27 protein-coding genes are annotated in these 22,739 nt (G+C 45.8%); 11 read left to right on the forward strand and 16 right to left on the reverse strand.

The annotated features are described in order from the left end of the window. Window positions 1-112: 112 nt before the first annotated feature. The 4 genes from B2W60_RS04240 to B2W60_RS04255 form a co-directional block, all read right to left on the reverse strand. Window positions 113-385 (reverse strand): type II toxin-antitoxin system YafQ family toxin, encoded by a 273-nt coding sequence (locus B2W60_RS04240; protein WP_292362465.1) that lies wholly within the window; start codon window positions 383-385, stop codon window positions 113-115. Beyond that, window positions 378-656 carry a type II toxin-antitoxin system RelB/DinJ family antitoxin gene (locus B2W60_RS04245; RefSeq protein ID WP_292362464.1) on the reverse strand — a complete coding sequence of 93 codons (279 nt, stop codon included), beginning with the start codon at window positions 654-656 and terminating at the stop codon, window positions 378-380. Before B2W60_RS04245 ends, B2W60_RS04240 begins: the two co-directional genes overlap by 8 nt. A gap of 157 nt (window positions 657-813) precedes the next feature. Then, window positions 814-1,281: a GNAT family N-acetyltransferase gene (locus B2W60_RS04250; RefSeq protein WP_292362463.1), complete on the reverse strand. Its 468-nt coding sequence runs from the start codon at window positions 1,279-1,281 to the stop codon at window positions 814-816. Between the two features lie 109 nt (window positions 1,282-1,390). Beyond that, entirely contained in the window at window positions 1,391-2,446 is a 1,056-nt protein-coding gene (locus B2W60_RS04255) for a succinylglutamate desuccinylase/aspartoacylase family protein (protein ID WP_292362462.1), read from the reverse strand. A 312-nt stretch (window positions 2,447-2,758) separates the two neighbouring features. Between B2W60_RS04255 and B2W60_RS04260 the strand changes: the two genes are divergently transcribed. From B2W60_RS04260 to B2W60_RS04270, 3 genes are read left to right on the forward strand one after another with little or no spacing between them, the layout of a single operon-like run. After that, entirely contained in the window at window positions 2,759-3,064 is a 306-nt protein-coding gene (locus tag B2W60_RS04260) for an iron uptake protein (protein ID WP_292362460.1), read from the forward strand. A 3-nt stretch (window positions 3,065-3,067) separates the two neighbouring features. Beyond that, entirely contained in the window at window positions 3,068-4,768 is a 1,701-nt protein-coding gene (locus B2W60_RS04265) for a PepSY-associated TM helix domain-containing protein (protein WP_292362459.1), read from the forward strand. After that, on the forward strand, window positions 4,761-5,096 hold the full coding sequence (locus B2W60_RS04270) for a DUF3325 domain-containing protein (RefSeq protein WP_292362458.1): 336 nt from the start codon (window positions 4,761-4,763) through the stop codon (window positions 5,094-5,096). The genes B2W60_RS04265 and B2W60_RS04270 overlap by 8 nt, the downstream gene beginning before the upstream one ends. 8 nt (window positions 5,097-5,104) lie before the next feature. Here B2W60_RS04270 and B2W60_RS04275 read toward each other — a convergent pair whose 3' ends face one another. From B2W60_RS04275 to htpG, 6 genes are all read right to left on the reverse strand, one after another. Further along, the gene (locus B2W60_RS04275; RefSeq protein ID WP_292362457.1) at window positions 5,105-5,509 is read right to left on the reverse strand and encodes a phosphate-starvation-inducible PsiE family protein; all 405 of its coding nucleotides are present in this window, start codon (window positions 5,507-5,509) and stop codon (window positions 5,105-5,107) included. 114 nt (window positions 5,510-5,623) lie between these two features. Beyond that, a complete protein-coding gene (locus B2W60_RS04280; RefSeq protein WP_292362456.1) occupies window positions 5,624-6,217 on the reverse strand; it encodes a hypothetical protein in 594 nt (197 codons plus the stop codon). Window positions 6,218-6,221: 4 nt separating this feature from the next. Beyond that, on the reverse strand, window positions 6,222-7,493 hold the full coding sequence (locus tag B2W60_RS04285) for an NAD(P)/FAD-dependent oxidoreductase (protein WP_292362455.1): 1,272 nt from the start codon (window positions 7,491-7,493) through the stop codon (window positions 6,222-6,224). 12 nt (window positions 7,494-7,505) lie between these two features. Beyond that, window positions 7,506-8,402, reverse strand: coding sequence for an Hsp33 family molecular chaperone HslO (hslO, locus tag B2W60_RS04290; RefSeq protein WP_292362453.1), 897 nt, complete (start codon window positions 8,400-8,402; stop codon window positions 7,506-7,508). A 158-nt stretch (window positions 8,403-8,560) separates the two neighbouring features. Further along, window positions 8,561-9,592, reverse strand: coding sequence for a DUF2157 domain-containing protein (locus B2W60_RS04295; RefSeq protein WP_292362452.1), 1,032 nt, complete (start codon window positions 9,590-9,592; stop codon window positions 8,561-8,563). Window positions 9,593-9,836: 244 nt separating this feature from the next. Beyond that, a complete protein-coding gene (gene htpG / locus B2W60_RS04300) occupies window positions 9,837-11,744 on the reverse strand; it encodes a molecular chaperone HtpG (RefSeq protein ID WP_292362451.1) in 1,908 nt (635 codons plus the stop codon). A gap of 212 nt (window positions 11,745-11,956) precedes the next feature. On the opposite strand from htpG, the gene B2W60_RS04305 reads away from it, so the two are divergent. The 6 genes from B2W60_RS04305 to B2W60_RS04330 all read left to right on the forward strand — a co-directional run bounded on the left by B2W60_RS04305 (window position 11,957) and on the right by B2W60_RS04330 (window position 17,552). After that, window positions 11,957-12,499: an ATP-dependent zinc protease gene (locus tag B2W60_RS04305; RefSeq protein WP_292362450.1), complete on the forward strand. Its 543-nt coding sequence runs from the start codon at window positions 11,957-11,959 to the stop codon at window positions 12,497-12,499. 155 nt (window positions 12,500-12,654) lie between these two features. Continuing rightward, window positions 12,655-13,407: an endonuclease/exonuclease/phosphatase family protein gene (locus B2W60_RS04310; protein ID WP_292362449.1), complete on the forward strand. Its 753-nt coding sequence runs from the start codon at window positions 12,655-12,657 to the stop codon at window positions 13,405-13,407. A 104-nt stretch (window positions 13,408-13,511) separates the two neighbouring features. Then, a complete protein-coding gene (locus B2W60_RS04315) occupies window positions 13,512-14,447 on the forward strand; it encodes a sodium-dependent bicarbonate transport family permease (protein ID WP_292362448.1) in 936 nt (311 codons plus the stop codon). 328 nt (window positions 14,448-14,775) lie between these two features. After that, window positions 14,776-16,086 carry an MFS transporter gene (locus tag B2W60_RS04320; RefSeq protein WP_292362447.1) on the forward strand — a complete coding sequence of 437 codons (1,311 nt, stop codon included), beginning with the start codon at window positions 14,776-14,778 and terminating at the stop codon, window positions 16,084-16,086. A 130-nt stretch (window positions 16,087-16,216) separates the two neighbouring features. Next, on the forward strand, window positions 16,217-17,131 hold the full coding sequence (locus tag B2W60_RS04325; protein WP_292362446.1) for a cation diffusion facilitator family transporter: 915 nt from the start codon (window positions 16,217-16,219) through the stop codon (window positions 17,129-17,131). A 91-nt stretch (window positions 17,132-17,222) separates the two neighbouring features. Next, a complete protein-coding gene (locus B2W60_RS04330) occupies window positions 17,223-17,552 on the forward strand; it encodes a cold shock domain-containing protein (RefSeq protein ID WP_292362445.1) in 330 nt (109 codons plus the stop codon). A 6-nt stretch (window positions 17,553-17,558) separates the two neighbouring features. Here the strand turns inward: B2W60_RS04330 and fucP are convergent, their stop codons facing one another. The 3 genes from fucP to B2W60_RS04345 form a co-directional block, all read right to left on the reverse strand. After that, window positions 17,559-18,836, reverse strand: a complete 1,278-nt coding sequence (fucP, locus tag B2W60_RS04335; protein WP_292362444.1) for an L-fucose:H+ symporter permease — start codon at window positions 18,834-18,836, stop codon at window positions 17,559-17,561. Between the two features lie 89 nt (window positions 18,837-18,925). Next, window positions 18,926-19,381 carry a thioesterase domain-containing protein gene (locus tag B2W60_RS04340; RefSeq protein ID WP_292362443.1) on the reverse strand — a complete coding sequence of 152 codons (456 nt, stop codon included), beginning with the start codon at window positions 19,379-19,381 and terminating at the stop codon, window positions 18,926-18,928. Then, window positions 19,371-20,099: a type 1 glutamine amidotransferase gene (locus B2W60_RS04345; RefSeq protein WP_292362442.1), complete on the reverse strand. Its 729-nt coding sequence runs from the start codon at window positions 20,097-20,099 to the stop codon at window positions 19,371-19,373. The genes B2W60_RS04340 and B2W60_RS04345 overlap by 11 nt, the downstream gene beginning before the upstream one ends. Before the next feature lie 220 nt (window positions 20,100-20,319). On the opposite strand from B2W60_RS04345, the gene B2W60_RS04350 reads away from it, so the two are divergent. Together B2W60_RS04350 and B2W60_RS04355 are read left to right on the forward strand one after the other, a co-directional pair. Then, on the forward strand, window positions 20,320-20,862 hold the full coding sequence (locus tag B2W60_RS04350) for an SgcJ/EcaC family oxidoreductase (RefSeq protein ID WP_292362441.1): 543 nt from the start codon (window positions 20,320-20,322) through the stop codon (window positions 20,860-20,862). Between the two features lie 98 nt (window positions 20,863-20,960). Further along, window positions 20,961-21,110 (forward strand): DUF3096 domain-containing protein, encoded by a 150-nt coding sequence (locus B2W60_RS04355; RefSeq protein ID WP_014707945.1) that lies wholly within the window; start codon window positions 20,961-20,963, stop codon window positions 21,108-21,110. A 199-nt stretch (window positions 21,111-21,309) separates the two neighbouring features. Here B2W60_RS04355 and B2W60_RS04360 read toward each other — a convergent pair whose 3' ends face one another. The 3 genes from B2W60_RS04360 to B2W60_RS04370 form a co-directional block, all read right to left on the reverse strand. Continuing rightward, window positions 21,310-21,843: a hypothetical protein gene (locus B2W60_RS04360; protein ID WP_292362440.1), complete on the reverse strand. Its 534-nt coding sequence runs from the start codon at window positions 21,841-21,843 to the stop codon at window positions 21,310-21,312. A 75-nt stretch (window positions 21,844-21,918) separates the two neighbouring features. Further along, on the reverse strand, window positions 21,919-22,242 hold the full coding sequence (locus B2W60_RS04365; RefSeq protein WP_292362439.1) for a hypothetical protein: 324 nt from the start codon (window positions 22,240-22,242) through the stop codon (window positions 21,919-21,921). A 70-nt stretch (window positions 22,243-22,312) separates the two neighbouring features. After that, complete coding sequence (locus B2W60_RS04370; RefSeq protein ID WP_292362438.1) at window positions 22,313-22,705, reverse strand: gamma-glutamylcyclotransferase family protein; 393 nt, start codon at window positions 22,703-22,705, stop codon at window positions 22,313-22,315. Between the last annotated feature and the right edge of the window lie 34 nt (window positions 22,706-22,739).

Raw genomic sequence — 22,739 nt, forward strand, 5'->3', positions numbered from 1 at the left:
GCGTCCATAATCCGTGAGGCCTACGCAAAGACTTTACGCCCGGCTATAACGTTACAGCAAGCATTTAACAGATTTTATTGTTGGGTAAGGTTTAATACCGTTCACCAGCCTGCTATCGAAACAAGTCGGCATGGGTGCCTATTCTGGCCAGCTTGAGCGAGGTATTGTCGAGTTTATAAATTAAAACCAAGTCAGGTTTTATGTGGCAGTCTCTATAATTTTGCCAATTGCCAGACAGTGGGTGATCAACATACTTTTCCGGGAGCGTTTCGCCGAGTTGTAGTTGTTTAATGACGTGGCCGACCTCAATTACATCGGCAATTGGCCGTTTCACTATTTTCTTAAAGTCTTTTTTAAACTGGGTCGAGTACTCAAGTTTAAGCATTATCCAATTTACCAATGTTCAGTTCCTTGAACAGTGTTTCAATATCGCTGGCAGAATTTGCCTTGCCCGTCTCTAACTCGGCGATAGCTGCGGCTGTTGTTGCATTAGGCTGTTTCATTCTCAGCTCAAACGGTATACCGCCATAATTGATTACCGCCTTGGCAAAAAGCTTTATGGCTTGAGATGGGCTAAGTCCCATATCCTCGCAAACGTTCGTAAAAGCTAACTTGGTCTCGTGGTCAATTCGGGTACTCAGCATTTCTGTTTTCATATCATCACCATTTGTATAACTATGTATTACATAGCCTGAAAAATTGTATCAAATGTATGAAGTAAGTCCAAGCTGAGCTACCATTTGGATCGTGCAAAACGGGTTACCTGTCGGCAGCATTTAAAGATGATTCGATATAATCTCTTTGCACAATCGCTCAGTATTTAGCTGTGTGATTTACTGACTTAATCATGTCGATATGCGGTAGACCATCTTCATCATACGGTTCTCCAGAAGCATGAAAACCAAGTGATGTATAGAACTGTTGTAAGTAAACCTGTGCTGAGATTTTGATGTCATTGTCTGGAAATTTGAGTTCAATGAATTTGATAGCTTCTTCCATCAGTGCTCTACCGATTCCTTGCGCCCTGAATTTTTTAACGCTCATCACGCGGCCAATCGACGGCTGGTTGCTTTTAATTCCCGGCTCAATAACTCTGGCGTAAGCGGCCAGTTCACCATTTACCAGGGCAGATAGATGCCAGGCGTGAACGTCCAAATCATCGGTTTCCTGATAGGGACAATGTTGCTCGACAACAAAAACCGATTCACGCGCTTTGATGATCTCGTAAAGCTCGATGGTAGTTAAAGATTCCAAACGAGACCATTTAAACTCGAGCTTCATGTCATTTTTGCTCCCAGGCGCTGTTGATGAACTTTATTCCTGATAACGTCGCTACAGCAAGCAGTTATGAATTTGCCTGTCGAGTGACAATAGTATTCAGGCTAATTTCTTAGTTTTCCTGCTCAATTCCAATGGTTACAGGTGTTTCGCCTGCCTTAACCGGCGGGGTGTCGTTAATCATCAATACAGTTCCGCTTACGGGTGCGGTTAACTCGGCGACGATATTGCCAAAATAATCTCTGATATCTCCGACGATGGTGCCCTTTTCTACGGCACTGCCGATTTCAACGCGTGGGGTGAATAAACCATCGGCCGGGCTGGCAACGGATTTGAGTTTGTCATAGATGATCGGATCTGAATGCGGCATTGGTTTGCCGGGCAGCATTTCCAGAAAGTACAGCGCATTTCGCGACAGCGTTAGCGTGTCTTCAACTGATGCTTCATCACGTTGACCAAGATGACCTATTTCAGTGGTGAGGCCGGGTTTGCCGCGTGTCATGGCGGTATTCGGATAGGAAATCGAATTGGCCGGATCGCGTGGACGTTCGCCATACATTACGATATGTTGCATACCGATGGCTTTGGCGAATTCAAAGGTCAGATCGTCCAGTTGTTGATCACCGACAAACGGTGAATAGACGTGTGGCCATAACTGCTGATTCCAGCTGCCGGAATGCATATCAATCAGAAAATCGATGCGGCTGATAAATTCACGGGTAAAAAACTCGGCCAGTTGTTCGGTGGGGGTACCGTTTTTATCACCGGGAAATTCGCGATTAAGATTTTTATTATCGGCAGGATGCAAAGCAACCCGGCGGGCATGAAACCCCGGCAAGTTAGCCAGATGCACCATTATTAACGTGCCTTTTAATTGTTTTGCATCGACCTCTTCGCGCAGACGTTGCAAAGCCAAAATGGCTGGAAACTCATCCCCGTGCACTCCGGCTGTGAGTAATAACACCGGCCCGGGTTGTGTGCCATGTATCACGGTGACGGGCACTTTAATATCATGTTCTTCGGCGATATAAGAATGTGATTGCCCTGCTTCGGTCTTCACTTTGGCAAGTTCGAAGGGAGCTTGAGCAAATGCCGAACTACTGGCTAAAAGCCATAACACCAACATCCATTGTTTTACAAAGAAATGGCTTCGCTTATTGTTATTCATGTCGGTTCATGTTTCCTGAAGTTTAAAAAATCGTTGGGCTTTAAAGCATCCATTAAATTTATAGCATTGCTGTCAATAGGTGTTGTTTTACAAAGGCTGAAATTATTGAACTACAAAGCTGGTTGTACTTATCAAACAGTGGCGATTCGATTACCAGGGAGAAGCGCTGTGGATGAATTTTTCCCCTTTAATTAAAAAGCATACCGCTATACAATGTGAATGTTAATTATTATCATTTAGCATTAGATTTTAGCAATTCACAGAGTGTTATCTCTCAGTGATGCATTTCGTTTTTCAGACAGGTCCGTTTTCATGCCAAATTTTTCCTCTCCCGCCTGGCCAGTTGCCAGCCGGATTTTTGCCAGTCTGGTGGGCGGCTATCTGTTCACCTGGGGCCTGATTGCCATCACTATTGCGGCTTTGATTCCGTTGGGTGTGGAATTTCATGATGTTGAAATGGGCATGTTGATGCTGGGCTTACTGGTCTATCTCAGTCTGTTTTTATGGGGAATGGCAACAGATAAGTTAATTCGGTTATGGCTGATTCTGTTTGGGGGTGGTGTGGTAATGACCGTGCTGGCCAGTGTTGTGCAACAGTCATTTTTACAAGGAATTTAAACCATGTTCAGTAGCTTTCGACAATCAATGGCCTGGCTGCATACCTGGTTTGGTCTGACCCTGGGTTTTATTCTGATGGTGGTGTTCTTTTTTGGCAGCCTGTCCGTTTTTGATCGTGAAATTGATCGCTGGTCAATACCGGAAAGCCGTTTTGAACCACAGGTGATGCCATCCTTTGATGAGATGTTGCTGCCGATTTTGCGTTCGGTTGAACCCAATGAGCAGGATTACAACACCAACATGCCGCTGCTGCATGATTTGAGTCAGGGGCCGATGACTCCTCGTACAGAATTACCAGCCGATGAATTCTGGGCTTACACCACGCATCGTGATCCGGTGCTGATTATGGGTGTTGGCTTTCTGGTGCCGCAGCCACTCGACCCTGAAGGTCATAATCATATTCATGGCAATATCACCATTGATCCACGTACTGGTAAGGCGTTCCCAGATGACCAGCTGAAAATCGGCAGCAAGTTTTTCTATCCGATGCATTACAGCCTGAACTGGAACTGGAATCACATTGGCATTTATATCGTCGGTATTGCCGCCTTTATTATGATGGCGGCTTTAGTCAGTGGGGTGATTATTCATCGTAAGCGTTTCCGTGAGTTTTTTACCTTCCGTCCAGACAAACAAACGCAGCGCAGTGTGCTGGATTTGCATAATCTCACCGGCATGGTGGCATTGCCGTTTCATTTCTTTTTTACCTTTACCGGTCTGGTGATCTTTGCCAGCTTTTTCTACTTTCCGGTGACACATACTCAGCTGGAGCCCTTACATGATTACCATGAAATGGTTGAGGCCAGCGAAACCGGTTTACCGCATGACCGTGCCGGGGTGGCCTCTGAGATAGCTTCTGTGGATGCCATGGTGGCGCATGCCAAACAACGCTGGGCTGAGAAAGAGATGCCGGGTGAAGTCGGCTTTTTGAAAATCACGCATGTGGATGATGCCAACAGCTTTGTCAGTATTTATCGTGCCGGTAGTGATCGGGTTGCTCTGGTAGGTGAAGGCATGCACTTTAATGCCAGTACCGGTGAGTTAATTCGTGAAGAACCACCCCGCTCTGCGGTTTCTGAAATCAACGAATTTCTGACCGGACTGCATTTACAGCATTTTGAACATTGGCTGCTGCGTTGGTTGTATGTATTTGGCGGATTGGTCGGAGCCATCTGTATTGCTACCGGCTTTATCTTCTTTGTCGAAAAACGTAAACGTCAGCATACATTGCAGGGCAGCTCCGGCAGTCAGATAGTTGATGCACTGGCTGTCACGACTGTGACTGGCATGTTGGTGGCTACCGTCAGCATGTTGGTGGCAAACCGCTTATTACCCGCTGAAATGATCGGTAAAGGTTACTGGGAACAGGTGGTGTTCTGGGGAAGCTGGAGTGTGATGTTACTGCACGCCTTCTGGCGCAGTTCTGCGATTCGCCATCTGCACATTTCACCCGCCTGGCGTGAACAAAGCATTTTATTTGCTGTGCTTGCCGTTGCTGCCGTGATCCTTAATTGGGTGACGACAGGCGATCATTTATTGGAAACAGCATTTCATTACTGGCCGGTTGCCGGGGTGGATTTAAGCTTGCTGGTCAGCAGTGCTGTCGCGATTTATGCCGCAAGATTCCTGAAAAAACGTGAGAATGTTGCTGTGAATAAAGCCATTGAATTTTCAGCACAAAAACTGGAGACCAGCCGTGGTTGAAGTCATTTGTTGGTTAGCCGCCATTTTTATCACTCTATTGGGTATGGCTTGTCTTTCTCTCAGCCTGCCCAATCACTGGCGTCAGGTGGTTGGTAACGAAACCAGTCTGCCCTCTTCAGTCGAACAACTTCGTTTACGTATTGTGGGTTATTGCAGTCTGGTTGCCGGTTTACTACTTTGTCTGGCCGCCGACCATCCCACTATGGCGGTATTAGTCTGGGTAATGCTGCTTAGCCTGGCTGGAAAAGGCATTGCCAGCATACTGACCTGGCGTCAGCATTGGCTTAAACCATTGTTGTTGATGTTCAGCCGAAACGGGCTCAACTAAGGTTCGGCCTAATCAACGGATTCACGGCTTTTCTCAAACAGATTGGTTTGACAATAATGAATGACGATTATTGATAACCCCAGCAGAAGAATCGCAACGGTAACACCCAGAATTCGCCAGGTATCAATGTTTTTCATATCCAGAATCAGGTAACGCGCTAAAGCCACAATGGCGATATATAATGGAAACTTGATGGGTAACTCACCTGACTTGTAATAAACCGCCACCATGGTCAGCACTTCCAGATAGATAAACAGCAACAATAAATCGGTCAGTAAGACGGTACCGTTTTCAAACATAAAATTGATTTCAATTCCCACGGCCACCAGCGTGGCGATGGCAACGATGATCAGCCCGATATCCTGAGCAATTGCCAGAGAATGATTCACCACAGCTTTGATTTTTTCTGACATGCAGACTACCCCAATAAATTTTGCAGAGCAGATAGTATCAGCCAATTATGTCAGTAAAGTTGTCTGCAATTCCAAAAATGACGTTTGAAGTGGACTGTGAGACAAGCTGTCTGTTCAGGGGTTAACCTGCCAATTTGATAACAACGGCCAGCCTTCGATTTCACTGCCCAGTTCAGTAAGCCACTGCCCTATGACTTGATTGGAGTTATTCAAAACACTGTATGTCATCGGGTAATGTACAAATTCGAGGTCAAAATCTTGTCGATAGATCCGTGATGCCTGGTTTTGCTGATAAACAGTGTCGAGTTTCTGCTGTAAAGCATCGACTGCTGAGGCTTCTGCTTCAAGTGAAACAATAGTTAACACCGCTATTTTGACTTGCTCATGGATGTTTTCAGGCGTTGCCGGTCCCGAGAGTTGTTTACGACCTAACGCCGCCTTGGTTGGCACGAAGATGGCTCTGACACCCGAAAATATACCGGTTTTACCCTCAGCATAATAGCGCCAGTCGCCGTAGGAATAACGTGCCAGATCACCCTGTTTATCTTCAATGATCAAACTGGAGTGTTGCCCATGATCAAGTACAAACACGGCTCGTGGAATTTCCGGGGATTTAGGTGGCGTGATCCGGCCGGAGCAACCGCTTAATATCAGTATGATAGGAATGATTAAGCTCAGCCACCACATTCTGATATAAGTTGCTTTCATTAGATTATTTAATTTTGCTGATCCCGAAACAACGTAGCAGACAGCGTTCGTAGAAGGATTCAGGCAATCCGCGTTTCATACGGAACAGAAAGTATTTTTCAAAGGCGATTTTCGCTATTTGCACCCAACGGCCTTTTTTCATCCAGGCCAGATTGCGTGGTGGAATTTGTGGTAAGGCAACAAACGCGGCACCGGTATGCCCCATATCGGCCAGACACACCGCATTCAAACTGGCCCGTGTTTCAATTGGACGCTCTTCTAAGGCAGCCTGAATATTGGCTACGGCAGCTTTCGCCATACTTTCAATCATATAGCCGGTTTTGGGTACGCCCACCGGTAAAGCTGTCGCTTCAACTGGTGGAATCGCCACACAGACACCGACACCATAGATATTCGGGTAAGCAGGATTACGCTGAAATTCATCGACTTTCAGAAAGCCTCGTGGGTTGACCAAATCCTCACTCAGATTTGCAACACAGTCGACACCCTTAAATGCTGGAATTAACATACTGTAATCAAACGCCAGTTGATGGGTTTTGATGGTCTCAGCATTATCATCCACCTGCTCGACCAGCATTTTGCCTTTGCTGATGGACTTAACCCGGGCATTGGTGATCCACTTGATATCGTTTTTACGAAATTCGGATTCAAACAGTCCTTTGGAATCACCAACTCCCCCCAAGCCCATGTGGCCGATATAAGGCTCCGGCGTGACAAATGTCATCGGTACCCGATCCCGTACTTTGGCTTTGCGTAATGCCCGGTTCATGATGAAGGCAAATTCGTAGGCGGGACCAAAACAGGAAGCCCCTTGCACTGCACCCACGACAATTGGACCAGGATTTTTCAATAAATGACGCCAGGCATGATAGCTGTCTTCAGCATGGCTCACCGTGCAGATGGAATGGGTATGGGCTTGCGGACCAAAACCTTCGATTTCATCAAAGGCCAGTTTGGGACCGGTAGCAATAATCAGATAGTCGTAATTGAGAATGGTGTTATCACCCAGCAAAACCTGATTAGTGGCGGGTTTGATTTTGGTGGCGCCAGAGTCGTAGAAATCGATGTTTTTACTGGATAACACGGATACCAGTTCAAAGCTGATATCAGCACGCTTTCGCCAGCCCACGGCTACCCAGGGATTGCTGGGTACAAAGTGAAAAATCGGTGTATTGGATACCACGCTGATATGGTGTGTTTTGTCTAAAGCTGCCCGGCATTCATAAGCAGCCGGTAAACCACCGGTACTCGCACCGATAATGACAATATGCGCCATGTTTATTCCAGGTTAATGCAAAGTATCTGAATCATTCTGGATATTCAGCGGGTCACTGAATAACCCCGCCACATCCACCGGATCAAACTGATAATGCGTGTTACAGAACTCACAGGCCAGTTCGACAAAGCCACGTTCGGCAATGATATCTTCTGCTTCCTGTCGCCCCAGCAGCTTGATAGTATCAGCCACCCGTTGACGTGAACAGGTACAGGCAAATTCCAGCATGGTTGTACTCAATAAACGCACCATTTCTTCATGAAATAATCGATATAACAAGGAGACTGCATCCAGATTCAACAGTTCTTCATTCGTGACTGTTTCGGCCAGAAAATTGATTCGGGTCCAGTTCTCATCATGTTGTTCGGGATCCTGCTCGGGTAATTGCTGAAGCATCAAACCGCCGGCAGTGTGTTCATCTGTGGCTAACCAGATACGGGTTTTTAATTGCTCGGATTGAGCAAAATATACTTCCAGCATTTCCGCAATCGTTTCGCCCTGCACACTGACAATACCTTGGTAGGGTTGCTTGGCTTCTACATTTTCAATGGTAATCGCCAGATTCCCCTCACCTAACAACTCCTGCATGGTGGCGTCATCAGCAATTTCCCCCTCCCAGTTCGCCAGACCTCGTAAAGTATGGTCACTGGTACATTCAACCATAAGCAGCGAAACTGGACCATCAGAACGGCATTGCAACACCAGTCGACCCGACATTTTGACGGTTTCAGCCAGTAATGCCGCAGCAGAGAGCATTTGCCCCAGCAAGGAAGCCACTGCCGGTGGGTATTCGCGCTGAACTTTAACGATCTGCCAGGTTTGCTTGAGTTGCACCCATTCCCCACGAATAGCGGCATTATCAAAAATAAAACGTTGTAAATGATCTGCCTGAATGGCGTCGTCTTGCATGATGATTCCTCATACTGCATCTAGCGGGTGGTTATGTGGCAAATAAAAATACCGGGGATTAACCGGCATTTTAACGTATCTGATAACAAGTGGGGCTTATGGTGAAGAAGATCAAGCCATAAATGCTTAAAGCAGGAATCTGCTTTAAGCATCTGCATTCAGCGTTTTTTAGCAGCTAGAAATTCTCTTAGTGTCACTGGCAGATGGGCCTGAATGCTCTCACTGATTTGTTGTTCATGTTTCTGCCACAAAACACCCAGATAAATCAGCCCAAGACCGATAGCGGTCAGTGCAATAGGAAACAGCAGACTGTCCTTGAAAACCACATTGGCAAGATGCCCAAGGTAAAAGGCCGAGCCCAGTGCACCGAATACCACAAATACCCGCTGTGATATCACTACACCAATACCAATCATCAACAGATTAATACTGAAATAGATGAATTTAGCCAACTCACTATCAGAGTATTGTGAGGTCATACCGCCCCAGAACGCTATCACACCAAACAGATATAACCAGAAAGCATAATCACCTGATTTGTAACCCCGCATATCTACCCAGAACGCAAACAGTGTCATCGCCAGACCAAAGTACATCGACACCAAAGCACGCAGTTCAAAGTTGGCATAGCCACCAACCATCATGGCGGCAATATCCATCGACAGATACCATAGTGTCACGGCAATTGGCATCAGTAAAAATGGATAACGGTAGCGATAAAAAATCATTGCGCCCACAATCAATGTACCCAATTCCATATATAACCAATGCCACTGGATATAACGATGGTAATCACGATAAACACTCTCATCCGGCCACCAGCCCATCCCCTGCTGTAAGCCATAAAAAGCCAGAGGTGTCAGTGCCACCACAAAGGTCGCACAAATCCCGGCAGGAATGGCATAACCTTTTGTTTGAAAACGATTAGCCAGTTTGAGTCCCACACCGGCATACGCCAGACTGATAAAGAATATCCCCCAGCCACCAAAGCTTTCCCAGCCCAGGGTCATAAACAGGGTCATCGCCCCAATGGCAATCAAGCCGCCCATATAATAAAGCACATGGGTAAAGTCAAAACTGGGACCAGACGATGGTTGGGATTTAAAAAATTCGAATAGCTTTTCTGCCTGATCCTGGGAGATAAGCTGTTGTTTAACAGCTGAATCAAGCTGTTTTTTAGTGATATTCATCAGCGCTGTCCTTCGCGATGGTTAGAGTGTTTTTTTTCGAGGAATTAGATTGTGATTCGATCGTGGGGTTTTGGCAAGTGTGATGAAAACAGGGGTGGATTGTTGGGTTACATGCTTCAACCCAACCTACCATGAACAAATGTTTTTAGAGCCGAAAATTAGGCTTTAAGTTTAAGCAGTCAGGGGAAGATATGATGAAAAAGCCCATTACTCGTACAACTCAGAGTAATGGGCTGATTTCAGATTAAGCGCGTTGCAATAGCATTGCGTTCAGTTTTTTCACGAAGCTGGCCGGATCTTCCAGTTGTCCGCCTTCGGCCAATAAGGCCTGGTCAAACAGGATTGAAGTCCAGTCACCGAATTGTTCGTCGTTCTGTTCATCTTTCAGTTTGGCGACCATTGGATGTTCCGGATTGAGTTCCAGAATCGGTTTGCTGGCAGAGACCTGTTGGCCAGCCGCTTTCAGCATACGTTCCAGATTACCGCTCATATCGTAATGATCGGCTACCAGACAGGCGGGTGAATCGGTCAGACGATGAGTGATACGTACATCTTTGACTTTATCATCCAGTGTTTTCTTGACCCGCTCAACCAGATCTTCGAAGTTTTTCTCAACTTCTTCGTGGGCTTTTTTCTCTTCCTCGTCTTCCAGCTCACCCAGATCCAGATCGCCTTTAGCAACCGATTGCAGGTGTTTGCCATCAAAGTCGGTCAAAGAATTGACCAGCCATTCATCGACACGATCCGTCAGCAACAGGACTTCAATACCTTTCTTACGGAACACTTCCAGATGCGGGCTGTTTTTCGCCGCCGCATAGCTTTCGGCAGTGATGTAATAGATTTTGTCCTGCTTGTCTTTCATCCGGCTGACATAGTCTTCCAGGGAAACAGTTTGCTCGTCATTGCCGGATTCGGTGCTGGCAAAACGCAGTAATTTCGCCAACGTTTCTTTGTTGGCAAAGTCTTCGCCCGGACCTTCTTTGATCACCTGACCGAATTCTTTCCAGAATTCAGCATATTGTTCCGGTTCGTTATTCGCCATTTTGTTCAGTTCAGAGAGAATTTTCTTCACTGAAGCGGCACGAATAGTGTCGATGACTTTGCTGCTTTGCAGAATTTCACGCGATACGTTTAATGGCAGATCGTTGGTATCAATCACTCCGCGAATAAAACGCAGATAGCGAGGCATCAGCTGTTCGCTGTCTTCCATGATGAAGACACGTTTTACATACAGCTTGATGCCGTGCATGCGGTCACGATCCCACAGATCAAAAGGTGCTTTGGATGGGATATACAGTAGTGAAGTGTATTCGGTATTACCTTCGACTTTATTATGGCTCCAGCTCATTGGATCCTGGAAGTCGTGGGCGATTTGTTTGTAGAACTCTTTGTACTGCTCTTCAGTAATGTCGTTTTTAGACAACGTCCATAATGCCGTGGCTTTATTGACGGTTTCATCTTCGATAATGCTTTCATCGATGTTGCCTTCTTCATCAGGCACAGGCTCTTTCAACATAACGATTGGCAGATTGATGTGATCGGAATATTTACGAATCACGTTACGCAGACGCCAGCCATTAAGAAACTCGTCTTCACCTTCACGCAGGTGCAGCGTCACTTCCGTTCCACGTGTCGGCTTTTCAATGGTTTCAATATTAAACTCACCTTCTCCGGCTGACTCCCACATCACACCATGTTCTTTGGTGGTGCCGGCACGGCGGGTTTTCAGTGTCACCTTATCAGCAACAATAAATGCGGAATAAAAACCCACACCAAACTGGCCAATCAACTGTGAATCTTTGGCTTGATCACCGGTTAACTGTCCGAAAAATGCTTTGGTACCGCTACGGGCAATGGTACCGATATTGTCGATAACTTCCTGACGGGTCATGCCAATACCATTATCACTGATGGTGATGGTACGGGCTTCTTTATCAAAAGCGACGCGAATATTCAGATCGCCATCTTCTTCATATAAAGCATCATCGGACAAGGCTTCAAAACGCAACTTGTCCGCGGCATCGGCCGCATTGGAAATCAGCTCACGCAGAAAGATCTCTTTGTTGCTGTAAAGCGAATGAATCATCAGGTTGAGAAGTTGTTTAACTTCTGTCTGGAAACCCATTGTTTCCTTATGTGCATCAACGCCCATTTCTGTGTTGCCTCCATCTGGCTGTTTTAACGATAGCTCACAGATGGGGTTAGCAGGATTGGATATCAAGAGTACGACATAGCAAAAATCGTAAAAATTTGAGAATTCAGGCATTTAAACGCATTTAAGCTTCGATTTAACGTTAATGTGTTAGCCTGTTTTCGGCCATGATGCCCACCCAATTCCAGAAAAAAATGAAAAGGATAGACACCATGCGTAAACTCACTTTGAGCTTGTTATTGGCTTTCGGCTTCACAGCCCATGCCAATGAAAGCAAAGTCGATATCGAAGAACAATCGGTTCTGGGCCATGAGGAAATCGTTACATTATTTCCTGGCGAAATCCAGACCAAAGCACGGATTGATACGGGAGCTGCAACAAACTCAATGTATGCCGTTAATACCCGGGTTTTCGAAGAAAACGGGGAGGAACGGATCCGTTTCACATTTATAGATCACGAAGATAATGAACATATCCTGACACGCCCAATCGTGGATAAAGTGACTATCAAACAGGCCAGCGGCAAACAAACCCGTTATGTTGTAGAGATGGGCTTATGTGTAGGTAATCATTATGAAGAAAGCCGCTTTACGCTGGCTGACCGCAGTCGTATGACGTTCCCGATTCTGGTCGGACGCAACTTCCTGGAAAATTCCTTATTAGTGAGTTCATCGGAAAAAATGGTTGCATCCCCGGAATGTGAAGTGAAACTGGCAAAAAAAGATCCGGAAGAACTTCCCGAGGTACAACCTTGATTCTCTGATCGCTATTACATAAGCCACATTACATAACGTCGGTTCATCGTTGAACCGGCGTTTTTTTGGTTACGATTCAATGGACTTAATATAGGTCATATTTTCTACCCAAAAGAGATGTTACTGTATTGCTTTAAGCTTTTTTCAGAGATGGAATGTCCAAACAATCACTTAGAATCCTGACTTATAACCTGCACAAAGGCTTTAATACCGGCAATCGGCAGTTCATCCTGCATGAAATGCGGGAAGCCCTGCGAAAAGCGGATGCCGATATTATGCTGTTGCAGGAAATTCAGGGTGAACACATAGGTCATCAGCAGAAACATCAGCATTGGCCGGATTGTCCTCACTGTGACTTTATTGCTGAAGATATGTGGCCGCATTTTGCCTATGCCAAAAATGCGGTGTATAGCGTGGGGCATCATGGCAATGCCATTCTCAGTAAATATGCCCTGCAAAGCTGGGAAAATATCAATGTTTCTCCGTATTCCTGGGCCAGCCGTAGTTTGTTGCACGGCGTCATTCATATTCCCGATACCCAAAATGAACTTCATATCGTCTGTCTGCATCTTGGTCTGACTGGAACCGAACGTAAACGCCAGCTGCAAACGCTGTGTGAACGTATTGATGAGCATGTTCCCCATAATGCGCCACTGATTGTTGCCGGTGATTTTAATGACTGGAATGGTCAGGCGGAAAAACACTTCACTCAACGCCTTGATTTGAAAGAAGCCTTTCGGACTCTGCACAAAAGACATGCCCGTACATGGCCGTCATGGATGCCGATTTTTAAAATGGATCGTATTTATTATCGTGGCCTTGAGCCCACTTTTTGCGAATGCCCTCCCCACTCCTCCTGGAAAATGTTATCAGACCATGCGCCGCTCATTGCAGCGTTTGAGTTTTAAAAACAAGCCCTATCAAATTTCCTCTATTGAATATTTTTTCGGAGATATCTGGTTAGATCGTTACAATAGGCTTCTTGCCTAAGGTCTAATTTCAAGGAGTGCTTGTGCCTGACATAGTTGTCATGTTTTTCTTGTTAGGTTTAGTCGGTGGTCTGGTTAAATCCGATCTGGCTATTCCCAAAGCGGCTTACGATGTTTTAAGTCTGCTTTTAATGCTGACCATTGGTCTCAAGGGTGGTATGGCCTTACATGGCAATATGGGCTGGGGCCTGCTACCAGAACTGCTATCAGTTGCCTTGTTAGGTTTTTTGATACCGCTGATTTTATTTCCCCTGCTGTGGAAAGTGGTGCGTTTGAACCTGGCAGACAGTGCCAGTTTTGCTGCACATTATGGTTCGGTCAGTGCCGGTACCTTTGCTGTTGCACTCGCTTATGCCGAGAGCAATCAAATGATTATCGGTGGTCAGGTCACCCTTTATCTGGTGTTACTGGAATTACCCGCTATTGTTATCGGTTTAATGCTGTACAGGCATTTTAGTGGTGTTAAACAAGCCTCATCCGGTGGCATGCTGAGCATATTGCACGAGTCTTTAACCAATAGAGGCGTGATTTTGCTGGTTGGGGGCGTGATAATCGGCTGGATGTACGGTCCGAGGCAAGGGGCTGGGGTGACCGATCTATACACCGGTGCATTTATGGGCGTACTGGCCCTGTTCCTCCTGGAAATGGGAATTGTCGCCGCAGAAGCGTTGAGCAAATTATCCCGCGATAAAATTCCGGTGGTGATTTTTGCCATCGTCGCTCCGACCATTCTGGCCCTGGCAGGATTGTTCACCGGTAAATTGCTTGGCCTGCCTAATGGCTCTGTATTAATTCTGGCAAGTTTGACAGCCAGTGCTTCCTATATTGCCGCGCCAGTGGCTGTTCGCTCGGCCATTCCACAAGCGGATATTGGATTAGCCATGCTGGCAGCACTGGGGCTGACTTTCCCTTTTAATGTCATCATCGGTATTCCGCTGTATCACAGCCTGATTGGTTAAATATCCTTCCATACCCGGCACGATGGCCTGTTGATCTCTCAGAACCGCTTCGGCGTTTGTGGCGATGAAAGATCAACAGGCCATCGTCAATCTGCGCATCTCTCAACATTTTCATGCGGTTCGACAATTGCATGTGTCTTTAAACAATCTTCAGAGCAGGAGAATCCGGAGAGCAGGTTTAGCCTGTGAAGGCCGATAGAATGCGGTTTTAGTCATGCATCGCACTCCGGAACGCTATCTTTATCCAAGTCAATCACAGCCTTATTTTGGTGCGTGTTGATTCATTAAGAAACAAAACGGACATTCAGAGAAAGAGAAGGAGCACAACATGCAATCTCTGACACTGCTAAAACCCATTCAATCAATATTGTGGAGCGTCGCTCTGCTGCTACTTGGTAATGGGTTGATCAGTACTCTGCTCACTCTGCGCGGGACCAGTGAAGGCTTTACCAGTGCCGTGATGGGCATGATCATGTCGGCCTATTTCGTCGGATTTATCTGTGGTACCTGGGTCAGCGGTCGTTTAATTCGCCGGATGGGACATATTCGCACCTTTGCTTTCTGCGCCTCAGTCTGTGCCACCACCACTCTGTTACATATTATCGTTATTGATCAATGGGCCTGGATGGGCTTTCGCTTTTTTTATGGTCTGGCATACATCACACTGATGACGGTGATTGAAAGCTGGCTTAACAGTCAGGCCGCCAGCCATGAACGTGGCCGAATCTTTGCGTTTTATATGGTGGTCAACCTGGGCGCACTTGCCGTTGCACAACAGATGCTGCATCTTGATTCGCCAGAAGGATTTTTATTATTCGCTCTGGTATCCATTCTGGTGAGCTGGGCGATTCTGCCATTAACATTAACGCGACGTAATCAACCGAATATTGCCACTGAAAGACCTAAAAGCAGTCTTAAAACGTTATTGAAAATTGCGCCTCTGGCAGTTGCCGGCGCATTTTTGTCAGGATTGGCCATGGGGGCTTTCTGGGCAATGACACCCATTTATGCCACTCAACTGGGTTATGGCATCAGCGGCATTGCGACGATTATGAGCTTGACGATTATCGGTGGGGCTGTTTTACAAATCCCCATTGGACGTTATTCCGATAAACATGACCGACCTAAAGTGATGACCTGGGTGGTGATCATGGCAGCGATACTGGCGCTATTAATGACTATCGCTCCTTCACAACGCTTCCTGTTCGGCATCTTTTTTCTCTGGGGCGGTTTGTCGTTTTCCATTTATCCGTTGGCAGTTGCTCAGTTAATTGATCAGCTGCATCCCGATGAAATTGTCTCCGGCTCATCTGATATGTTGGTTTTGCATGGTGCAGGCTGTGCATTTGCGCCGATTATTGCTGGTTGGTTAATGACCGTAGTTGGCGCTCATGGTCTACCGGTTTATATTGGAATCGTGTTATTGATGCTTGCTGGTTATACGACTTACCGTCGACGCCATGTCATCGACCTGGTCAGCGGTAAGAGCGCCCATTTTGAACCCATGGTGCAAACCAGTGCCCAGGCGTTGAACATGATGTTTGATCAACAACAACGCGATTTGTTTGATGATCCGAGCTTTTATGGGGAAGAAGAACAGAACCGTATCATCAATGCGTTACGCCAGAGTGGTTCATGATTTGTTACAGCATTTTTTATAGACATATACGTTAATAACCGTGATCCTTGCCAAGCGGAAAATCTGGCAGAATTGAATTATTAAGCTCACGTAGCCATCCGCTTTGTTATTAATCGATCCCGGATGCAACATGGAACACAGTCACCCACATCACCATCAGGTCGCTAACTATAATCGCGCTTTTGCGATTGGTATTTTATTAAATGTGGTGTTTGTCATTATTGAAGCCAGCTATGGCATTTTGGCTGGTTCAATGGCTTTACTGGCAGATGCAGGACATAACTTAAGCGATGTAGTGAGCTTGTTGCTCGCCTGGGGTGCCAGCGTTCTGGCCAAAAAAGCCGCCACCGAAAAACGCACGTATGGCTTTCGCAAAGCCACCGTTATGGCAGCCTTACTCAGTTCCATTATGTTGTTAATTGCGTTGGGCGGCATTGCCTGGGAATCCATCAACAGAATGTTCAATCCGCAGCCGGTTCAGGGTATGACGGTAATCGTAGTGGCCAGTATCGGTGTCGTCATCAACACGATTACCGCACTGTTATTTTTCAAAGGGCAGCAGCATGACTTGAATATTCGTGGTGCTTTTCTGCATATGGCCGCTGATGCAGCAGTATCGCTTGGTGTTGTTATTGCCGGGATTTTTATTCTGTTTAAAAACTGGTTATGGATTGATCCGCTGGTCAGCTTGCTGATCGTGATGATTATTCTGATTGGTACCTGGCGTTTATTACGTGAATCGTTAAATTACGCGATGGACGCCGTGCCAGAAAATGTGGATCTGCAAAAAATCCAGCAGTATTTACTGGATTGTGATCAGGTAGACTCGTTGCATGATTTACATGTCTGGCCGTTAAGTACCAGTGAAACAGCGTTAACTGTGCATCTGGTGGTAAAAGGCAGTCCGCTGGATAACGCTTTTTTATCCCAGCTACAACATGATTTACACGATCACTTTGCTATTGAGCATGCAACGATTCAGCTGGAGTCAGCGGATGATGCCAGTTTCTGTCTGCTCGGCAGCAATCATGACTGTCATCATTAATCCGCGTGGGCAGTGATTGTCCAGCATTCCTCCAGACCAATAACTCTGTTATGGTGCCTGGCTTAAATTATTTACAGAAACTGATATCAAAATGCATGGCAAGTTAATCAAGTGGAAAGATGACAGGGGGTTTGGCTTTATTCTCTGTGAGCATAATCAACAGGAAGTATTTGTACATATTTCTGCTTTTCCGAGTGGTAGCCCACGTCCTAAAGTCGGCGAAACACTGGATTTTGCAATAGAAACCACCCCAGAGGGTAAAACCCGGGCTATCAATGTCACTCGTGAAGCATCCTTAAAAACCAGAAACTCGCCCATTAAACTGAGTAAAGCTCCCGGAAAAACCACTAAAACCATCAGTGTCCTTATTGCATTGATCGTGTTTGGTTTGATTGCCGTAAGTGTGTCTCAAAATTTTTAATGTTTTCTAACACACTCTCTTAGAACGTACATCAAAATAACCATAGGCAGCGACCACCAGAAAGCAGATACCGGGGACAACATAAGAAATCGCCGTAGTAAACACATCAATGAATGCACCTTGAACTAACGGCAAAAGCGCTCCGCCAAGAATCGCCATCACCAGTCCAGCGGCCCCGAATTTGGTATCTTCGCCTAAACCTTTTAATGCCACTCCGTAAATAGTCGGGAACATAAGCGATAAACAGGCAGATATCGACACGACAGCCCAAACCCCGGAAATAGTCGGGTTCAGCATCGCAAACAAGCATAACGCCGATCCTGTTATTGCCAGTATTGTCATCAGCACGGTGGGACGAACATAGCCCATCAACCATGTCATCGCAAAGCGTGACACCAGAAACACCAGCAAACTGTATTGCAGATAAACGCTGGCATCGGCCGCTGTTCCACCGATTGCCTGCTGCACGTATTGAATGGTAAAAGTCCAGGCACAGACTTGCGCCGCTACGTTAAAAAATTGTGCGATCACGCCAAACCGGTAATGAGGATTGGCCATCAATCGTTTCAGCGTCTGAGTGAAATGTAACTCACTGATGCTCGAAGCGACGGCTTCTCGCGGTTGCGGCACTTTTGAAAATAAAATCATCAGCCAGATCAACAATAATGCCAATGCCATACTGACATAGGGCAACATCACGGCTTTGAGCTCGGCGCCTTGTACCAGCTGTAATTCTTCGACCGTCATTAATGCCCGATCAGCCGCTTCAGCAATATGCAAATTCGGCAGAATCAAGGTGGCGGCAAGAAACACCCCAAGATTGGTACCCACGGGATTAAAGGCCTGCGCCAGATTTAGTCTGCGTGTGGCATTTTCCATCGGGCCCATCGCCATCACAAACGGATTAGCCGACGTTTCCAGAATCGATAAGCCTGACGCGAGAATAAATAACGCCGCAAGAAAATAATGATAATTCATTGCCAGACTGGCGGGATAAAACGCTAAAGCGCCTATTACGGCCAAACCTAAACCGCATAAAACACCGGTTTTATAGGAATATCGGCGATTGATAAATGCAGCTGGTATTGCCAGACAAAAATACGCCCCGTAATAGGCAAACTGTACCAACGCAGATTGTACGGTGCTCATAGCAAAGATTTGACTGAATACCTTAACCAATGGATCGGTCATATTGGCAGCCACGCCCCAGGCAGCAAAACAGGTAATCAATAAAATAAATACCAATCGCATTTCCGGATAGACAAAGGGCTGTTTGACCGACATAGAATCCTGGCTCCGTGCTTCGTTGCTGGCTTTGTTGTGCCGAGTGTATCAGTCATCCATCCAGCTATTGTCTGACTGATTGGGTCATTCTATTGGAAATCCTGCAGTGCAACATATTCTCCCGAAAACTTTCCTGCCAGGATGCCTCCGGAATATAAAACAGCCGTTAAACGAATACGGGCCTTTCCTTTGCGTCGCAGCATTTTGAGAAAGCCTGGCCAATCATGTTCATCCCTCAATGCGGCCGTGGCGGAAAAATCTGCGGTCATGGGCTTGAGATAAGCCATCTCATTGCGTTGAATCACCAAACGGGAAGCCAGCCCCTCTTCTGCCAAACGGGTCTGCAACAACGACCAGGCTGACAGAATCGCCAGCGTCGAAGCACTACCGCCAAACACGGTTTCCTGATGATTAATATTCGGGGCAATCGGCGCACATAACGTCAGTGTCTGCGGGGTCATCTCCCGCACCGATACCTGCATGGCTGCTGATAACGGGATATGTTGATGGAGATATCGTTCCAGCCGTTGATTTTCAGTCATCATCAGCAAGCCTTTCGTTATCTGGATGTTTTGTTGCGGTATGTAAATACTCCAGTACGGCGCCCATTAACTGATTGATGCTCTGATATTTTGGTGGACCGGCAGATAGTATTTCACCCTCGGATTGCACATACGGTGCAGGTACCAGCTCATCAGCACAGTTCTCAACAATCGCCTGGGCAGAAGCCTCCGTAGTTTCAAGATGGAATTGCAAGCCAATCACCGATTTTCCTAACTGAAACGCCTGATTGCGACAGCCATAACTCTCAGCGATTCGCTCAGCACCTTCAGGTAAATCAAATGTTTCACCATGCCAGTGAAAAACCAGTGCCATTTCGGGAAACGTGAATAAAGATGAATTCACATTTGCTACAGCCTGAATCGGCCACCAGCCAATTTCTTTTTCATTATTGGGAGTCACTCTGGCGCCCATTGCACTGGCAATCAGCTGTGCGCCCAGACAAATCCCCAATACAGGTTTACCCGTTGCGATAAATTGCCGTATAAACTGCTTTTCTGCTTTTAGCCAGGGATACTCAGCCTCATCATTCACGCTCATTGGCCCGCCCATTACCACCAGATAATCCACATCGCTGATTTCGGGTAATACGGCTTGCCGATAAAACGCCGTAGAACTGATTTGATAACCATTTTTATTGAACCAGGTTTCAATACTGCCCAAGCCTTCAAATGGCACGTGCTGAAAGTAATGTGCTTGCATTGTGCGATCCTGAATAAATTTGGCAACAGTTTAAAGCCAAATGTAAGAATAATTAAACTAATGAATGCTTGTTAGCTTTCATTTTTCCAGACCCTGGAACCTAATAAAACGCAGTAACTTCACGGAGATAACGAAAAGTGGTACGGTCAAACACCATCTGAATCGAAATTTATCGGTTTTGATAAGGGAGAGTCTATAAACGGCATTGGAGAATATAACTATGACAAAAAATGCATTCCCACTCACGCGCATACTCAAACCGGGTTTTCTTATATTTTTGGGCTTGATGCTGATGGCCTGTGCGCCGGAACCAGAGGTAAAAGATGTTCAGGCCAGCGAAGCTGAAATTGAATATCTGTTTGATCGCTGGAACAACGCCCTGCAGACCGGAGATTCCGCCACAGTGACAGCTTATTACGCAAATGATGCTGTGCTTTTACCGACGTTATCAAACACCATTCGAACCGACCATGATGGAATTCGTGACTATTTTGACTATTTCCTGGTATTGCAACCTAATGGCCGGATTGACAAACAGCATATTTCTATCAACGGCAATGTTGCTATAAATACCGGTATTTATACTTTTACATTGACAAAGCAAGAACATGAAAAAAAGGTGCAGGCCCGTTATAGCTTTGTTTATGAACGTCAAAATGATGGTGAATGGTTGATTGTTAATCATCATTCTTCTGCTATGCCAGAAGAGATAGTTGAAAAGCCTGAGCTGATGGAAGATATTCTGATTGAGGAAAAAAGTTAGATTTGGTTTTATCCCTTAATATGCCCGGTTCGTATTCAGGCATACTGCTGAAGCAAATAACAAACATGCTATTTTTTTAGACAACAGAGGCTTACATTATGACTATTGCACTGACACCACTTATTTCATTGATCGCAGGTATTCTGATTTTGGTCGTGCCGAGACTGCTCAACTACATCGTGGCTATTTATCTGATTATTATCGGATTGGTTGGTATCTTCGGTGGCAATCTGAATATCACACCCTAAAATAACTTTTGTAATTAGGGCCTGTTGATGTTTCATAGGCGCCTTGTGAGACAAAGATATAGCCTCCGGCAGTGGTGGCTCTGACAGATCAACAGGCCATGGGAAATCGCGGCGGTTATTTATGATTTCCGCCGCTTTTTTTGCCGTATCTACTGGTTTTCAATATAAATTTGATGGACCACTATTTATCTTTACGTCATCATTCTTTCAAAGAAATCTTACGGCTGTCTGCCAGTTCGATTAATTGTTCAAGTGGATCAGCCAGCGCTTTGAGTCCTTCAGCAATTTCGTCTTCGCTATAACCCAGCTGCTGCATGGTAGCGACCTGGTTTTGCAGTAACTTTTGCATCGCCGCGATTTCCCTGAGCTGATTCATCTGTTTATTGTGGCGATTCTGTTCAGTAAGCTTCTGTTTTATCAGGCGATTTTGATAGGAAATATCTTTCCAGAGTTCGCGTAATTGTTCGATAACTTTATCCAGTCCCAACAGATTGAAATCGCCGGGAGAGTGGATCTCAATGGACTGAATAATAAGTCTGTGATGCGCTTTGACAGCAGATAATGAACCATATAACGCCATTTTAAGCTTCGGATTCTGGCCTTTGTATTTTAACTTTTCCAACACATAGAGCCGGTTATACAGAATATTAAGCTGGTGAAAAAAACGGTAAAAGTCCTCTACCGTCCAATCCTCAACAGCACTAAACCCGATTGGGCTAATAGACTCGGACAATCGCGGCCTCCTTGGTCATGATGTGATTGCTGATCGTAACAGGCTGAGTAAGTATCACCTTTCGACTGGCTTATTTCATTCCTCTTTACGGCTGATAATTTCACCTTCAATGATATGGGTTTCATGACGTGATTGCTGAGACGAGCGTTGTGAAAACGGTTGTTGTTGAGAAGCCGATTCCCGGGCTTTACGCATTTGTCTGCGTGCCCGGTAAAGCATCAGCGGAATCAGGATCCAGCTCAGCAACACCACAAAAACCAGCAGTGTCAGACTCAGCATCATTATCAGCCCCAGCATAATCCATGCAAAGATCCGTTGCAGCAAACCGGCAGACTGCAACTGTCTGAATTGTTGTTGCCAGGCTTGAGCTTGCTGGCGAAAAGCATCAGATCGAAACATATAACCTCTTTTTCAAGCACCTTTTGTGCTGGTTTGATAACTTAATGGTAGCGACATAGTGCCTGTTTAGTCATGGATTGAGAAAGTCACCGGAGGCAATAAGTTTCAATCCTGAGACCGGTCGATTATAGAGATATACCCAGGCTTTCAGTTTATGCCCATCCGACAGCGAAACCATTAACTGTTGCCGCACATATTCGTGTGGCTGAGGAAAACTGGAAGAACATTCTTCATAATCATCCAGAGCAGCAAACAGCAATTGGTAATTGTAAATCCGATACACTTCACCAAAAACCAGTTGCCGCGAATCATCGCTTGTTATTACGCCGGGATAATAATCAACCAGATACAATTGTCCTTGCAGCGTTCCAATATCGATGAATTCACAGAATCTTTGCAGCAAATCGTGACGAGCAGTGTCTTTACGTAAGGTACCGTATACAAAAAGATAGTTTTCAGTCATAGATTAAGGGCTGTGAAATTCATTGATGAACAGA

It is taken from the genome of Methylophaga sp. UBA2496 (assembly GCF_002341635.1).
In the GTDB taxonomy this organism is placed as follows: Bacteria; Pseudomonadota; Gammaproteobacteria; order Nitrosococcales; family Methylophagaceae; genus Methylophaga.